Here is a 16,362-nt window from a genome sequence, read left to right as displayed (position 1 = left end):
AATATAATGATTTTGATTAGGAAATAGAGTTTATTCTTAATTAATTTAAAAATTTGTTAAATTATATTAGATTATTCCTTCTAGCTTTTTGTATTGCTTCTAATTTAGAATGCACTTGCAGTTTTTTATAAATGTTTTCTATGTGCTTCCTAATGGTGGATGGCGACAGAAAAAGGTTATCTGCAATTTGAGTATAACTCAAGCCTTTGCTTACCTGCTCCAAAACTTCTATTTCTCTATCAGAGAGGCTTATTTCTTCCTCATCTCTAGAAAAATCTACGGGATTCCTTAATAATTTTAAAGTTTTCATCGCGATGGAAGGATTCATTGCCGCACCACCTTTCAAAGTTTCTAAAATACCATCATAAAGAATATTTGGCGCCACTTCTTTCATCAAATATCCATCTGCACCTGCTTGTATCGCATTAAATATATGCTCATCATTATCAAAAACCGTCAACATTATAATCTTGATTTGAGGATGATTTGATTTAATAATTTTCGTAGCCTCTATTCCATTTACTACGGGCATTTCTATGTCCATTAATATTAAATCTATGTGTTTATCTTTTTCAGATAAGTCTATTATTTCTTGACCATTTGCTGCAAAAGCTTTAACATTTATATCTTCATAAAAAGATAATTTTTCTGCTACCGCTTTTTGCAAAAAATGATTATCGTCAACTATAATTATATTTATTCTGTCCATTATAATGGTATATTTAATAAAATTTTTGTTCCATTTAAGCTAGATTTTATTTCAAGCGTGGCACTTATTTCTTCCGCTCGTTTTTCCATGCTTTTTAATCCATTTCCTACCGAATCTGTTCCTTTTTCAAATCCTTTTCCATTATCTGTGATTGAGAAGATGATTTGATTTTCTTTTTGAAATAAATGAACTAAAATTTCGCTCGCTTCGGCGTGTTTGATAGCATTATTGATGGATTCTTGTAGAATTCGGTAGATATTCATCCCTTTTTTAGCTTCAAATACTACAGGTATTTTTTCTAGTAATAGATTTTCGAAACGAAATTCTATATTTTGTGCCGCAACATTTGCATTGTTGATAAAATTTGAAATTCTACTTTGCAAATCTTCGATGGTAATACTGCTTCTATTCATTGCCCAAATGGTATCTCTCAATTCTAAAATAGTATCTCGCGTGAATGTATTTATCATCGATAATCGTTTGTCCAAAATCAAATTTTCTTTCCCAAAAAATTGTTTTGTAGTATCTATCGAGGAAATAATAAAGGTTAATTGAGAGCCAATATTATCATGCAGATCCCGCGAAATTGAAAGTCTTTGCAGATCCAGAGCATTTTTATTTTCGATGATTTTCAATGCAATCTTCAATTCACTTTCTTTCTTTTGCTGTCTATTTTTCAATTTTTGACGGTAGAAAAAGAAATAACCGAGCAATGCTGCAAACAAAGCTAAAAAGGAAAGTACAATTGCGAGAATATTTTTATTTTTAATATCCAATTCATTTTCAGCAATTTGCGTTCGTTGTATGAGCAAGGCTTTTTCTTTTTCGGCAGTATCAAATTTTTGATGAAGCGCCTCAATATTTTTTTCTTTTTCTAGCGAATACAAACTATCTTTTAACATGATCTGGCGCTCACGGAGCAAAAAAGCTTTTTGAAATTCTTCATTTTCTTTCGCATTATTTATTTGAAGTTCAAAATTTTGCAAACGTATATCTGGATAGTTAATTTTTCTAGATAAAGAGTCGGATTTCTTTATAAACAATTCTGCTTTTCCCCACCTTCTTGTTTTGTAAAACAATTCTGCGAGCTCGTTATAATTCATGGTTAAAGCAAATTCATCATTAATTAATTTTCTGATTTTCAATGCTTCTAGCAAATAATCTTCACTTTCTTTTAATTTATTTTGAACCAAAAAATTATAACCAATAAATCCTAATGAATATCCGATTCCAACAGAATCTTTCCGTATTTTTTGAATTTCCAAAGACTGGCGGTATCTTTTCTGAGCTTCCTTATGATTTCCCAATTGTTCGAAAACTACTCCACTTTCGTTCAAAATTATTGCTTTACCTTCTTCATCATTCAATTTTGTGAAAATAGAAAAAGCCTCATCATAATATCGTAAAGCATTTTTTTGATTTTCTAGTTTGCGGTGAATTCTACCTATTTCATTCAGAATTAGGGCTTTTTCTCGGAATTCTTTTAAATTTTCATATATATTTATTGCTGAGAAATGAAAATATAAGGCAGAATCTTGCATACTTTTGCCTTGGTAATCTTTGGCAATTTTTTCATAAAAGAAAGCCTCATTTTTTTTATTGCCAATTTTTGCAAAATATTTTGCAGCTCTTTTTGCAGTTTTCATCGCAAGATCTTCATCAGTTTTTCCCGCGTTTTCATATCTTTCTTTCCATTGCTCTAATGTTTGAGCAGCAACAATATTGGTACTCAAAAATAGCATTAAAATAAAAATTTGAATTAAATATCTCATCATGGCATATATAATGATTGTTTTGAAAAATAAAGATACTCAATAAATTGCTTTATTTACAAAGATTTCACAACTAAAAAATGCATTATTTAATATAAAACAATGCATTTACAGCAAATTAATAATAATTAGAGAAATTATATTTATTTTTCAGATACACTTCCTGGTGCAATATAATTGGCGTTTTTATCTACAAAATAATCTTTTATCAAATTGTAAAATTTAGAAGTAGCTTCCGTAGAACTCTCTTTCGAAATTACAATATTGGTCTTATTTCCTTTGTGATAATAGTTGATAGATTTAATTTTTATGGTAAAATCTTTATCACGAAATTGGTAGGTTACTAAAATTGTGGCTACTCCACTTTCGTCTTCCAAAGTATATTTTATCTCTTGATTGTCTGCGGTGGAAGAAGTAATGTAATTTACAGCATAGGCTTTTTTCAAAACTACATCTACATATTCTGCAGAGAATTTTTTTGCAGCATCTTTGGTATCTGTACCTAAGTAATTTGCCGTTATCATATCATACGTTGCTCGTGTAGAAGTTGTTGGCGTAACATTGTTAGAAGAATTTGCAACTTTGGTTTCAGAAACTTGCAGGTATTTAAAATAAACGGTAACCATTACGTTTTCTAAACTTTCGTAGACTTTTCTCTTCACTTCTGTAGGATCGTTTTCTAGTAAGACCAATCTTGTACCTTCTTTAGAAATAAAAGCTGCATCCGTCATCGTCACCAATACCCTGTCATCATAAAATTGATAGCGCATCGTTGCTTCGCTGGTAGAACCTGCACTTACGTAAGACCAAGTTTGTGTATAATCTGAAGGATTTGCTTTTCTTTCAGATAGCTTTTTGTAGTTGTAAGTTAACATATCTGCTTCGAAGTTTTTTACAGATTGCAAAATTGTAGCCTTTGTTTGTCCAGAAGCATAATATCCTGTTCTAGTAGCTGCAAATGCTACAATTGACATTGAGAATAGGATAAAGAAGGATAGTAATTTTTTCATGATATTTAGTTTTAAAAGTTATAATTTCTTATTAATTTATGTTTTTATAAATTTTGATTTCGATACTTCAAATTTCGGACAAAAATTAGTTAAAATCAATAAGGCAACTGTCGTATTTAATCATGAAATAAAAAATGCTCGAATAAATTAATTCGAGCAATGTATATTATTTTAGTAAAGTTACTTTATAATTTTATGATTAAATAGTCATGGAAAACAATCTCGCTTCTGGTTGCTTTCTCAGCATTTTAAGATCAAAAGCCATCGCAACATTTCTTGTGAAAGCTCTTCCTTGCTCCGTTATTTCTAATTTATTTTCATTGATGATTACCAAACCATCATCTTGCATTTCCTTCAATCTTTCTAATGAATTTTCTAATTCTGGAAAAGCAGTTTCTAAATCCCAAGAGGTTTCTAATCTGCACATAATATTTAAAATATGTTGGCGGATTTTTAAATCTTCTTCGGTCAAAATATGACCACGGAAAACGGGGATTTCACCTTTTGCTACTCGATTTTGATAATCTTCTACTGTTTTTTCGTTCTGCGCAAAACCATACCAAGAATCTGAAATTGCAGACATTCCCAAACCGATCATCAATTGGGTTTTGCTAGAAGAATAGCCCATGAAATTTCGGTGAATGTTTCCATTTTTCAAAGACTGGTACAAATCATCATGTTCCAAAGCAAAATGATCCATTCCAACTTCTATATAACCCAAATCTTCTAATAATTTTTTACCATTTTCGTAAATCTCTCGCTTTTCTTCTGGTTTAGGAAGATCGTTTTCATCAAAACCACGCTGTCCAACACCTTTTATCCAAGGAACGTGAGCGTAAGAATAAAATGCCAATCGATCTGGTTTCAATTCTAAAGTTTTGCGGATAGAAAATTCCATTTTTTCCCAAGTTTGATGCGGCAATCCAAAAACTAAATCATGGGAAATTCCTTTGTATCCGATTTCTCTTGCCCAATTGGTTACATTTTCTACATTCGCAAATGGTTGAATTCTATTGATGGCTTTTTGCACGATAGGATCATAATCTTGCACTCCGAAACTGCATCTTGTAAAACCAAGATCAAACAAAGTTTGCAAATGCTCTTTGGTGGTATTATTGGGATGACCTTCAAACGAGAACTCAGGATTTTCTGCAATTTCTACCGTTTCAAAAAGTCTTTCTAAAAAAATTTTCAAATTTGCAGGCGAGAAAAACGTTGGAGTTCCTCCACCGAGATGAAGTTCTTTGAGTTTAGGTTTTTGAGTAATGATTGATGACTGATTAATGATAATTGACGCATGATTCTCATCAATTGATTCTTGATTCTTGATACTTGCCTTTTGGTTCTGAAGTAAATTCAAATACAAATCCCACTCTTTCAACACAGATTCTATGTAAGGCGTTTCTACGGAATGTTGTTTGGTAATTCGCTTATGACAGGCACAAAACGTACACAATGCTTCGCAAAAAGGCAAGTGAATATAGATAGAAATTCCTTCTGCATTGTTGGATTCATTATAAGATCTGATCACAGAATTTTGCCATTTTCCTGTCGTAAAACCATCTTCTTCCCAATAAGGAACGGTTGGATAAGAAGTATAACGCGGACCAGGAATATTGTATTTGTCTATTAGAGAATTCATCTTGCGAATTTACGAAATTATTTATTTTTTAAAACTGATTTTCAAATGATTAATTCCAGTTAAATTGCATAAAGTAGGAAGGCATTTTCTATTTAATAGTTTGCAGCAAACAAAAAGTCTGTAGGATGATTTGTAATGAAATATTTATATATTTATATATTTGTAAATAGATAAAGTATCACACTTGTCATACATATACACCTGATTGAAGGTAGATATGTATCACTTTATGATACATATAAGTGAGTTATGCGACATTTTATGAAAACCAGTTTATTAAAAACAATTCCAATAATTTTGATACTATTTTTCTCTTGTTCAAAAATTGAAGAAAAAGAAAATTATGTGATTCAAAAATTAAAAAATGAAGCGTCTAACGCAGGCACTATCTTATGGAAAAAAAGTGTAGAAAAATTGTTTTCATCTTCAACTACAGTAGATTCTGTGAAATTAGAAAATATTTTTACTGAAAAAATAACATTTACAGTTAAAAACGAACAAGGAAAAAGAATTGAATTTCTTGGTGGTTTTTATCAATGTTTTATTATATATGATGCTGAGAAAGAGAATGTATTAGAATATTTAAACAATTTAAAAACTTATCATCCAGAAATTTCAGACGAGAGTTATACGTTTACTGACCAGCAAATGATAGAAGAAAAATTAAACTTTATTAAATCCAAATTTCCAGATATATATCAGGAACTTGGTTTCTTTACGACTTTTAGAGATGAAAATACTTTGGAATATTATTCAATAAATAGATATCCTTACGCTAATATTCTAATTTTTGATAAAACAAATAATAAAATTTACCACTTCATTGAGAATTATCAGGATTAAAAAAACGCCGCATAACAAGATATTTCTATTAGCGGGGTGGAAGTTCCTATCATCAAGATTGTTGCTAATTGTTCAATTTGTTATATTTACGAAGACTTTTTATAAAAAGTCCCCGCCAACAGAAATACCCAACATTATTATAAAAATTTACTGCAAAAGTCTCCCGACTTTCCACCAAACTACTTTTCCTATATTTACTATCTTTATCATTTTATGAAAAAAAACTTTTCCAAAGATTTCAAATTTGAAAAAGTGGATTAGAAAATAATTTAGCACTAATGATGATATCAAAAAAAGATAGACCATTATCATATTATATATTGAACAATGAAAACAGTATCACTAAAAATTGTCGAATCTATATTCGGTGAAACAGAAAAAATTTTGAAGTAAAAATTTGCTAAAGAATTCAATTTTAGCAATCTAAATTGATATAAAATTCATTAAATTTGCGTTGTGCATATTAATAAAGACCACCTTCAAGAATTAGAATTTGATTTGCTGTTGCAACAAATTTCCCCCTATTGTTTTTCGCCAAAAGTTGCAGAAAAAATTTTGGAAATTCAACCAATGCCGCAAGATATTGCAGAAATTTCTCTTAAGAAAACTTCAGAATTTCTCACCTCTTTCGAAAGCGAAAACATCATCCCTTTCAACGAATACAGCGATATAGAAAGCGAACTCAACCTCATGCAAATTGAGAATTTTCGGCTAGAAAGCGCTTCTTTTATCAAAATAAAAAGCATTACCGAGCAAATAGGAAGATTAAAAAAATTCTTCCCACCGCTGCAAGAAATTTTTCCCTTGTTGAATGAAGAAGCCGTTGCTTTAGATTTTCAAAAAATTATTATTGAGAAAATTGATGCCGTTTTCAATAGGTTTGGAGAAATTAAAAATGAAGCTTCCCCCATATTAAAAACTTTGAGAGCAGAAATTTCTTCGGCTAAAAAATCTATTCAAAGCAATTTTGGGAAAGCCTTGGTCACTTATGGAAATTTGGGTTATCTAGACGACATTAGAGAAAGCATCATCGATGAACAAAGAGTTCTTGCGGTGAAATCTGCTTACAAAAAACGCGTTGCTGGTAGAGCTTTAGGACTATCTAAAACAGGTTCTATCACTTTTGTGCAACCAGAAAATGTGGTTAGTCATTATTTTAAATTAAGAGATAGTGAAGAAGCTGAAGCCAAAGAAGTAGATAAAATATTACGAAAACTAACCTGGGAAATTTCTGTATTCCAATACCAACTTTCAGATTATCAAGAATATATTTATGATCTGGATTTGACCAGAGCAAAAGCAAAATTTTCTGAAAAGATAAATGGCGTTTTGCCAAAAATCAATCCGCATAAAACAATGAGATTGATTGATGCTTTTCATCCGCTTTTATTGATTAAAAATAAAGAAAACAAAAAGCAAATTTTTCCGCAAACGCTTAAATTTACAGAACACAACCGAATTATTTGTATCTCTGGACCAAATGCTGGTGGAAAATCTATCACTTTAAAAACCGTTGGTTTGCTGCAATTGATGTTGCAAAGTGGAATTTTGGTTCCGGTGCACGCAAGATCTGAGATGTTTTTCTTTGATAAATTAATGACGGATATTGGAGATAATCAATCTATTGACAATCAACTATCTACTTATTCTTCCAGATTGAAAAAAATGGGGAAAATAATAGATGAAGCCGATGAAAATACTTTGCTTCTCATCGATGAATTTGGCACAGGATCTGATCCAGAATTGGGCGGAGCTTTGGCGGAAGCATTTCTGGAATTTTTCTATGATAAAAAGAGTTTCGCCATCATCACAACACACTACACCAACATCAAAATTGTGGTGGAGCAACTCCCAAATGCGCAAAATGCCGCCATGCTTTTTGATGAAAACACGCTGGAACCATTATACAAATTGGAACTTGGGCAAGCTGGAAGTTCTTTTACCTTTGAAGTAGCGGAAAAAAATAAAATTCCAAAATTCATTATTAAATCTGCTAAACAAAAAGTGGAGCATGACATCATCAATCTAGATAAAACGATTGTAAGGCTTCAGCAAGAAAAATTTGAAGTAGAAAAAATTAAAACCAATCTGGCTGTACAGAAAGACAGTGCCCAAAACAAGACAGAAAATCTGCAGAAACTGAATGAGCAAATGCAGCAAAAACTGCACAATTTTCAAAAATTATATGAAGATGAGCATCGCAAGTTGCAATTTGGAAACAAAGTTGAAACCTTTATAGAATCTTACGTAAAAGGGAAATCTCGAAAAGATGTGGTGAAAGATTTTGTGAAAATTTTGGAGCAAGAAAAATACCGCAGATCTGGAGAAGATAAAACCGAAAGTAAAAAATTGCAAGTAGTAAAGCGGAAAATTACGCAACAGCTGAAAAAAGAAAATGTGCAAGAGCAGATTGCAGAAACCAATTTGCAACAAGAAATAAAAAAAGAAACCGACCGAAATTTGTGGTTAAAAATTGGGCAACGGGTAAGAATAAAAGGAAGCACAAGCGTAGGAACGATAGAACAAATACAGAAAAACGACAAAGTTTCTGTGAATTACGGCTCTTTCAAAACGGTGATTTCTGTGGAAGAATTGGAGCGAATTTAAAATTAAATTCTGCTTTTACACGCTGCTACAAGAAAAATTAATTTGAATGTTTGCGCCTAAATAATTACCTTGCTTAGAGAACTAGATATTTAAACCAATTATTTGTTCTAAATTATCTCACGATTTATGAAAATTTGTTTAAATATTTTGTTGATCTTTTTTGCTCAATTATGTATTGCGCAGAGCAACTCAACTTTGCAAAAGACATGGCAAAATGCGACATTGAAGGATTCTGTAAGGCTTGATGCATTAGAAAAATACTACGACCATACCAACCAAGCGCAACCAGACTCTGCATTGCAATCTCTGAAATACTATCTTACGCTTGCTCAGAAAACTAAAAACCCGCAGAAATTATTTGAAGCCCATAAACGAAAAGGCAATATCTTAAGATTGAAAGGTGAAATAGATTTAGCTTTGGAGGAGTACAAAAAGCCGAAATAATTGCAAAACAATTGAAAAATCCAATTATGCAAGCTGGTATCGCTGGGAATATTGGAAATGTATATATCTATCGTCAGAAATACCAAATCGCTACTTGATATTTTTCTACTGCTTTGAAAATTTATCAAAAAGAAGAAGATAGAGAAGGAGAATCCCATATGCTCACCAGTCTTGGAAGCGTGTTTTTAATCATAGGAAGTTATGATTTGGCTTTGGAATATTACGAGAATGCACTGGCTATTCTAGATAAAACAAAAATTGCAGACAAAAGAACGGGTGTAATTTACTTAAATATTGGCTCAACAAACTATGACCAAAAAAAATACAAAGAGGCGGAAGATTATTACCAAAGGGCACTAAAAATATTTCAGATAAAAAACGAAAAATTTTTTATTGTCTCCTGTTATGGTACTTTAGCGAATATTTATTTAAAATTAAATAAAAAAACACTTGCTAAATCTTATGCAGACAAAAACCTTGCACTGACTAAAGAATTGGGATTGAAAGATAATGAATTGGATGCAGAAATTACTCTAACGAAAATCCTGTTTGAAGATAATCCCACAGAAGCCCGGATAAAAGCCGAAAAAATCAGTACAAAAATATCTTCTAAAACAAGCAAAGAAACCAAGATAGAATTGTATGAGTTGCTTTACAAATGCTACAAAGCAGAAGGAAATACAGCATTATCTTTGAAAATGTATGAAAAGCTGAACATTTATAAGGATAGCGTGAAAATAGAAAAAAACAGTTTTGCGGTGGCAAGAGAAGCTGTGAAAAATGATTATGAAGTAAAAATTCATAAAAATAAATTGAAAGTTGAGAAAGAGCAAGCAGCATTAGAACAAAAACAATTGCAATCTACATTGGGACTCATAGCAGCTGCTGGAATTTTGATAGGTTTTATTATCTTCTACTATAAAGGTAGATTGAAAATAAATTTGAAAAAGAGAAATATCTTACTAAAAGAATTGGAAGATATGAAATCAAATGCTGGTTCTAATTTAGTGGTAGATTCTAAACAATTTGAGCTTGATAGAGAAAAAATAGAAAAAACCTTAGAGAGAAAATTAAATGAAACCGATTGGAAAGTATTGAATATTTTACTAGAAGAACCAGAAATTACCAATAAAAAAATTGCCGAAAAAGCATTTCTAAGCGTAGACGGTATAGGCTCGTCGCTCCGAAGAATGTATGAATATTTTGATATAAAGGATTCTAAGTACAAAAAAATTGCTCTTCTTTCAGATGCTATTAGACGCTCTTCAGCTCATTAATATTGTACTTATAGCTGTGAAATAGTAGTTTCACGTACAGACGTGAAGTTATTTTAGGTATTATTTTTGATATTTGTGTATCAACAAATGATATTAACAATTTAAAACAAACCTTATTATGAAAAAAGTATTTTTATTATTATTAGCAGCAATTACAATAATCAGTTGCAGAACCGAAGACAGCATAGCAGAGCCAGAAGTACAACAAGTTGAAGCGGCAGCCAAAGTGATTGGTGAATGGCAAAATTATAGAGATGAAAAAGAAGAAACAGTGCTAGATCAATGGACAGGTTCTGCTTGGACTACAAAGCAAGAATGGTATAAAACATTAAGACCAAACTCTCAAATCATCCTAGAATTTGCAGCAGATGGAACATTTAAAGATAAATATGGTACTGTAGTTACAAGTACTGGTGTTTGGGCTAAATTGGCAAATGGCAGTTACACTTTTAATTATGTACAAGGTGCAAATCCAAATCCAGCGTTAAACGGAACAAGAATCATGAAATTCTATTGCGACAACACTTATTCTGTGAAAGTAGAAGGTAATGAAAAAAGTATACTCTACTATAAAAAAATTGCAGAAACTGAATGCGGAGCAACAGTACCCTACAAAGTGAATTAATAACTTAATTTTTAATTAATAAAAGTCGCCTGAATATACATTTAGGCGACTTTTTATTTTTAAATTTTTGAGCGATGGAGCATAATTATAAGTTTATACAAGATTTTCTAATATAATGCCAAACAAAATTATTTTTCAGTTGAAAATATACTGGTTAAATTCTTTCTCAGTGGCATCTCCTAGTACAAAATTTACTCCACAAAATCCTTCAATTGTCCAACCTCAACATCTTTATCAATTGTAGGATTGATGTACACTTTGTAGGTATTGCACTTATCCTTCACTGGTTCTATGAAATACTGTCTGCCATTTTCAAGATAAGATCCGCTCATAGATTTTGGGAACAGCGTTAAAGTAATAATTTTGCTATGGTCTAATGATTTTCCTTTTACGTTTAGAATATCTTTCATCTTTACTTCCGAAATATTTTTTTCTTGTACGTCAAAATTAATTTTTCTACCACTGGTATCGAAAAGATTTAAAATAGATGTTCCTTTTTCCTTATTCTTTTGGTGCTTTTTAAATTCTTTCTGCCATTTTTTTACTTTGAATTTGAAAATAAATTCTTGTTGATTTTGGCTAAAAAGTAAACCAAAAGAAAACACGGCAAATAATAAAAACAACTTTTTCATAGGTAGATATTTATTTTTTTAAAGGTTATCTCGTCATACTGCCGAGACGAGTTATGGTATCGCTTTATATACATTGGTGTTTATGTCAAAAGATAAAATTTTCTAAGGATTTGATCATTTTCAATTGTTTACCAATTTGGGAATTGCGATTTGATACTTGAAAGATAAAAAAAAGCCATCTAAACGATGGCTTTTTTAGTTAAAATTTATTTTTTAATTATTTTTTCCTGATGAAGCACTTTACCTTCATTTAATAATGAAATAAAATAAGTTCCTGTTTGTAAACTGCTTACATCAATACTATTTCCTGCAAAGTTTTTAGCTTGAATCAATCTTCCTGCCATATCAAAAATTTGATAATTTGAAATTTTCATTTTGGTTTTTACACTAAGGTAATTTCCGACAGGATTTGGTGCAAGTATAAATTCTTCAGCCAAAATTGGGCTTTCAAAAGTTCCCAAAACTTGGTTTAATTGCAAAGTTCTATTATTACCACTGGTTGCAAAACAAATTCCGTTAGTTGCTAATTCTGCTAAAGTACTATTTACAAAACTAGCACTATTTGTTGCAGTTGGATAGGAAATACCTTGAACATTGTAAGTGCCAATTGGCAGGGAAGAAAAATTTGCTGTTGTACTTACTGCTTTTATTTTAGAATCTGCAGTATTAATGGCTATAAACCTATAGGAAATTCCAATAGGAGAAGCATTTACATCATATAAACTACCTGGTCCATTGCTTGTAATAGTGTATGTGGCAGTATTTGCAGGGTTTGAAAAATTACAAAGGACAGCATAATACGTAACTCCTTCAGTCAATGCAAGACTCTGTGTAGAAGTTTGAGAAGAATAACTTCCTGCTGATCCAGTTGAATAAGCATTGGATCCTACAAAATTACTTGCAGTAAACGGCGAACCACTATGAATGCTTAAAATTAAAAATCCTGAAGATTTAGTAAAAGTATAAGTTCCTGTATTTGTAACCCTGAAACTATATTGTACAGATGGATAATTATTAGCGGCCAACGTAGATGTAGTGTAAGTACTATTACTATACGCATATACATTGTTATTTGTTGCTGTAGAATAATCTACATTTTTTACAGTGAAAGAATTTCCTGCGGCAGGTGGCGCCACCATATTCAAATTACTTTCCGCAGATCCAACTGTAGTACTCACAGTAGAAGTAGGATTTATGTAAGAATTATAGGCATTACAAATAGAAGTAATGGCAAAATTATTATCAGAGACATCAAAGTATTCTGCATTTGGATTAATAACCGCTACCACTTTTACTCTCGCTGTAGAAGTTGCTGGCGAATTTGGTATTGTTACAGTTTGTGTGCCATCATTTGGTGTATTCATGGCCAATTGATACGGATAACTGATTCCGCCATCTGTAGAAAGCAAAATATTTACGTTCGCATTCAAAGCATTTGTACCATTTACATTCCAAGTAATTGTTTGGGAAGATTGTGCAGCTACAGAAACTCCGGTTGCATTTGGATACGCAACTTGCAGCGGACCATTGTTTGATACTGTTACGGTCATTTCATCAGAGTCTACTCCACCAGATTGGGCATTGTTGTCTCTTACTGTAAATCTAAATTTCATAGATCTCGCAACTGCTGGCAAAACTTCTGCTTCTGCAATTGGCGGAACATTGGCATTATTCAAAACAAATTGCAATCTCGGGAAATTTCTTTCCCCATTAGCTGTACTTTGTGCAGATCTAAACAAGGGTGCACTTGCGGTGCTATTATTGGCCGTATATCCACCAGTACCAGATATCGAATTACCAAATGATCCTTTATCATTCGCAGATGCATTGTTTGCTTGTTCCCAAGTATAGGAAAGGTTGGCATCATTTGAATCTGTACCAATTCCTCTCAAGAAAAATGGTGTGTTTTTCGGAATTGTAATATCCAAACCTGCATTTGCGGATGGAGCAACATTAGAGGAATTTTGCAGCGTAAAACATGTCGCACTTGCTACTAAATTAGCTGTAATTTGATCTAAACTTTTAGCATTAAAATAATTTAAACCATTATTCCCACTATTTGTTTGATTATCTGGCGTCGTACAATTGTTACCATAACTCATAATTGTAGTTCCTGCACCAGGTTCTACTGCAGAAATACTGCTCCAGCCAGAAGTACAAAATGTTGGACTTCCAGAGCTACCACCAACTGCGTTGTAGGTATGACCTGCACCGAATTGATGTCCCATTTCATGTACAATAAGATTTGCGGTGATGGATTTTGGCAAAGTTAATGTCCATTGGCTCCATGCTCTTGCTTTTGCAGTATTTGAGCAGGGTTGAGTTCCAGCTTGACCTTGTGCTCCACCAGAAGTAATCACATTAAATGTATGCCCGATATCGTACAAAGAATAGGCTAAAGTTCCGTTTGTGTTTAAAGTTGTAAACCCAGTTTGCGAATTTGCCGCACTAGCAAAACTAGGATCTACCGTAAATGGATCTGTACTAGGATTTGTAAAAATTAAAGTTTTATCGGTAGTTTTTGCAATTATAGTAAAAGAAATAGAAACTTCAGATTCATAAATGAGGTTGATGAGATTCATCATGGTCACAGCTTCTGCCAACGCATTATCTTGATTACCAGCAAATGCTTGGGTAAATTCTCCAGTTGTTGCAATTGCCATTCTAAATTTCCTCATTTGATTTCCATAAGGAAAATTAGGTGCAGAGGCTTTTGCTATCAAACTAGATTTGATGGTATTTAATTCTCTCAGAATATCTTCATCTTGAGAAATATCACAAGTAAAATTCTTTCCAAAATCTGCAAATGCAGGATAAACTCTGTAATTTCCGGCACTTGTTTCGTAAGGTTCTATGTAGAAAAAACCCTCTTTATTTTTAATTATAGCTTCAAAACGATCGTTAAAAAGTGATAGTTTTAATGTAGAAAAACCATCTTCTGATACTCCATCAAAAGTAATAAGATTGTTCAATCTTTTTTCGGTAAGATTGTTTTCTGTTAAATTATACTTTATCAGGTTACCAGAAATATTGGGCAAAGCAATGCTTATATTTTTAATCGGTTTTGTAGAAGCTTTTTGCAAATTCACCTTATTTTGCAAAGATGATATAGAAATAGGAAATACTTTTCCTGGAATTTCATTTTCAGAAATACTTTGGGAAAAAAATAAACTACACGTAAAGCTGAGAAAAAGTAATAATATTTTCATGGTATTTTTTTTCAAATTTACCACAAAAAAAATAGAATTAATAAAGAAAGCGTCTTAATAATCAATTAAACCCAATAATATTCTCATATCTAAGTACAAATATCAAATCGCAATCCGTGAGAAAACTATATAAAAAAACCGTCTCATTAAGTTATGAGACGGCTTCATAATATTTATGTTAATCAGCACTAGAAATTATTAAGTAATAAATATCTAAGTGTTTAATTTATACTAATAACTTCTATTATTTGTGGTACATATTGTTTTATGGTACTTTCAACTCCTAATTTTATGGTAGAGAAACTCATTGGGCAACCGTTGCAGTTGCCATGTAGTTTTACTAAAACTTTATTATCTAATACACTTACTAATTCTATATCTCCGCCATCATTTACCAAAAATGGACGTATTTTTTCCAAAGCTGCTAAAACTTTGGTTACAGTTTCTTCGTGTGTAATTTCTGCGTTCATCAATTTTTTTACTATTTATTTTTTGGCGCACAACCAGCCATTGTGGTTATTTTCACCGCTTCTGTTGGTGGCATATTTTTATTCCTTTCTACCAAACTTTCAATCATTTTTTGTGCAACATCTACATAGATTTTTTGAATTTTGCTACCATCTTGCAAAGCTGCAGGTCTACCTACATCTCCAGATTCTCGGATGCTTTGTATTAATGGAATTTCTCCCAAAATAGGAATATTCAAATCTACTGCTAGATATTGTGCACCTTGTTTCCCAAAAATATAATACTTGTTCTCTGGCAATTCTTCAGGAGAAAAGTAAGACATATTTTCTATCAATCCTAAAACAGGAATATTGATGCTTTCCATTTGGAACATTGCAATTCCACGTTTCACATCTGCCAAAGCAACATGTTGTGGTGTACTTACAATCACAGCTCCTGTTACAGGAACTTCTTGAATGATTGATAAATGAATATCGCCCGTTCCTGGGGGAAGATCTATTAATAAAAAATCTAATTCTCCCCAATTCGCATCTCTAATCAATTGATTTAAAGCTTTGCTGGCCATTGGTCCACGCCAAACTACTGCTTGATTTGCACCAGAAAAATATCCGATTGATAGCATTTTCACGCCGTAATTTTCTAGAGGTTGCATCATTGTTTTGCCGTCAATTTCTACAGAAAGTGGTTTTTGTCCGTCTGTATCCATCATTGTTGGTACAGATGGTCCATAAATATCTGCATCTAAAAGTCCAACTTTAAAATCCATTTTGGCCAATGTAACTGCAAGATTTGCGGCAACAGTAGATTTTCCTACACCACCTTTTCCAGAGGCAATGGCAATAATATTGGTAATTCCAGGAATTTGTTTTCCTTTTATTTGGCTTTGTTGAATCTGCGTAGGTTCTGGCGAAGTAATTTTTAATTTTAAAACAACCTCATCTCCAAATTCTGTAGAAAAGGCTTGCTTCATTGCAACTTCTAATTTCTTTTTTTCATGCATCGCTGGAGAATGTGCAACCATATCTATCAATACATTTCCACCCATCAATTGTAGATTTGTTACCAAATCGTCTACTTCTATTTCTTTTAGAAAAGCTTGTACTTTTTCTTTATTAATCATAATT

At 32.0% G+C, this 16,362-nt stretch carries 13 protein-coding genes; 5 read left to right on the top strand and 8 right to left on the bottom strand.

What is annotated here, in order from left to right:
* Nucleotides 1-61 precede the first annotated feature (61 nt).
* From HNQ03_RS05475 to hemN, 4 genes are all read right to left on the bottom strand, one after another.
* The gene (locus HNQ03_RS05475; RefSeq protein WP_173778664.1) at nt 62-709 is read right to left on the bottom strand and encodes a response regulator; all 648 of its coding nucleotides are present in this window, start codon (nt 707-709) and stop codon (nt 62-64) included.
* On the bottom strand, nt 709-2,451 hold the full coding sequence (locus HNQ03_RS05470; protein WP_226927434.1) for a tetratricopeptide repeat-containing sensor histidine kinase: 1,743 nt from the start codon (nt 2,449-2,451) through the stop codon (nt 709-711). The genes HNQ03_RS05475 and HNQ03_RS05470 overlap by 1 nt, the downstream gene beginning before the upstream one ends.
* A 173-nt stretch (nt 2,452-2,624) precedes the next feature.
* Nucleotides 2,625-3,491: a hypothetical protein gene (locus tag HNQ03_RS05465; protein ID WP_173778662.1), complete on the bottom strand. Its 867-nt coding sequence runs from the start codon at nt 3,489-3,491 to the stop codon at nt 2,625-2,627.
* A 199-nt stretch (nt 3,492-3,690) separates the two neighbouring features.
* Nucleotides 3,691-5,133, bottom strand: coding sequence for an oxygen-independent coproporphyrinogen III oxidase (gene hemN, locus HNQ03_RS05460; protein ID WP_173778661.1), 1,443 nt, complete (start codon nt 5,131-5,133; stop codon nt 3,691-3,693).
* 345 nt (nt 5,134-5,478) lie between these two features.
* Here hemN and HNQ03_RS05455 point away from each other — a divergent pair, with 345 nt between their 5' ends.
* From HNQ03_RS05455 to HNQ03_RS05435, 5 genes are all read left to right on the top strand, one after another.
* Entirely contained in the window at nt 5,479-5,976 is a 498-nt protein-coding gene (locus HNQ03_RS05455) for a hypothetical protein (protein ID WP_173778660.1), read from the top strand.
* A 456-nt stretch (nt 5,977-6,432) separates the two neighbouring features.
* On the top strand, nt 6,433-8,583 hold the full coding sequence (locus HNQ03_RS05450; protein ID WP_173778659.1) for an endonuclease MutS2: 2,151 nt from the start codon (nt 6,433-6,435) through the stop codon (nt 8,581-8,583).
* Between the two features lie 126 nt (nt 8,584-8,709).
* Nucleotides 8,710-9,027, top strand: coding sequence for a hypothetical protein (locus HNQ03_RS05445; protein WP_173778658.1), 318 nt, complete (start codon nt 8,710-8,712; stop codon nt 9,025-9,027).
* Between the two features lie 113 nt (nt 9,028-9,140).
* Nucleotides 9,141-10,304 carry a tetratricopeptide repeat protein gene (locus HNQ03_RS05440; RefSeq protein WP_173778657.1) on the top strand — a complete coding sequence of 388 codons (1,164 nt, stop codon included), beginning with the start codon at nt 9,141-9,143 and terminating at the stop codon, nt 10,302-10,304.
* 118 nt (nt 10,305-10,422) lie between these two features.
* Nucleotides 10,423-10,929 (top strand): hypothetical protein, encoded by a 507-nt coding sequence (locus tag HNQ03_RS05435; RefSeq protein ID WP_173778656.1) that lies wholly within the window; start codon nt 10,423-10,425, stop codon nt 10,927-10,929.
* Between the two features lie 191 nt (nt 10,930-11,120).
* On the opposite strand, the gene HNQ03_RS05430 is transcribed toward HNQ03_RS05435, so the two are convergent.
* The 4 genes from HNQ03_RS05430 to HNQ03_RS05415 all read right to left on the bottom strand — a co-directional run bounded on the left by HNQ03_RS05430 (nt 11,121) and on the right by HNQ03_RS05415 (nt 16,358).
* A complete protein-coding gene (locus tag HNQ03_RS05430) occupies nt 11,121-11,561 on the bottom strand; it encodes a hypothetical protein (protein ID WP_173778655.1) in 441 nt (146 codons plus the stop codon).
* Between the two features lie 206 nt (nt 11,562-11,767).
* Nucleotides 11,768-14,770: a zinc-dependent metalloprotease gene (locus HNQ03_RS05425; RefSeq protein ID WP_173778654.1), complete on the bottom strand. Its 3,003-nt coding sequence runs from the start codon at nt 14,768-14,770 to the stop codon at nt 11,768-11,770.
* 221 nt (nt 14,771-14,991) lie between these two features.
* Nucleotides 14,992-15,240: a NifU family protein gene (locus HNQ03_RS05420; RefSeq protein WP_173778653.1), complete on the bottom strand. Its 249-nt coding sequence runs from the start codon at nt 15,238-15,240 to the stop codon at nt 14,992-14,994.
* An 11-nt stretch (nt 15,241-15,251) separates the two neighbouring features.
* Nucleotides 15,252-16,358, bottom strand: coding sequence for an Mrp/NBP35 family ATP-binding protein (locus tag HNQ03_RS05415; protein WP_173778652.1), 1,107 nt, complete (start codon nt 16,356-16,358; stop codon nt 15,252-15,254).
* Between the last annotated feature and the right edge of the window lie 4 nt (nt 16,359-16,362).

Source organism: Frigoriflavimonas asaccharolytica (genome assembly GCF_013294015.1).
GTDB lineage: Bacteria > Bacteroidota > Bacteroidia > Flavobacteriales > Weeksellaceae > Frigoriflavimonas > Frigoriflavimonas asaccharolytica.
The sequence above is the reverse complement of the archived record's forward strand: the minus strand, read 5'-3'. Positions and strand labels throughout refer to the sequence as shown.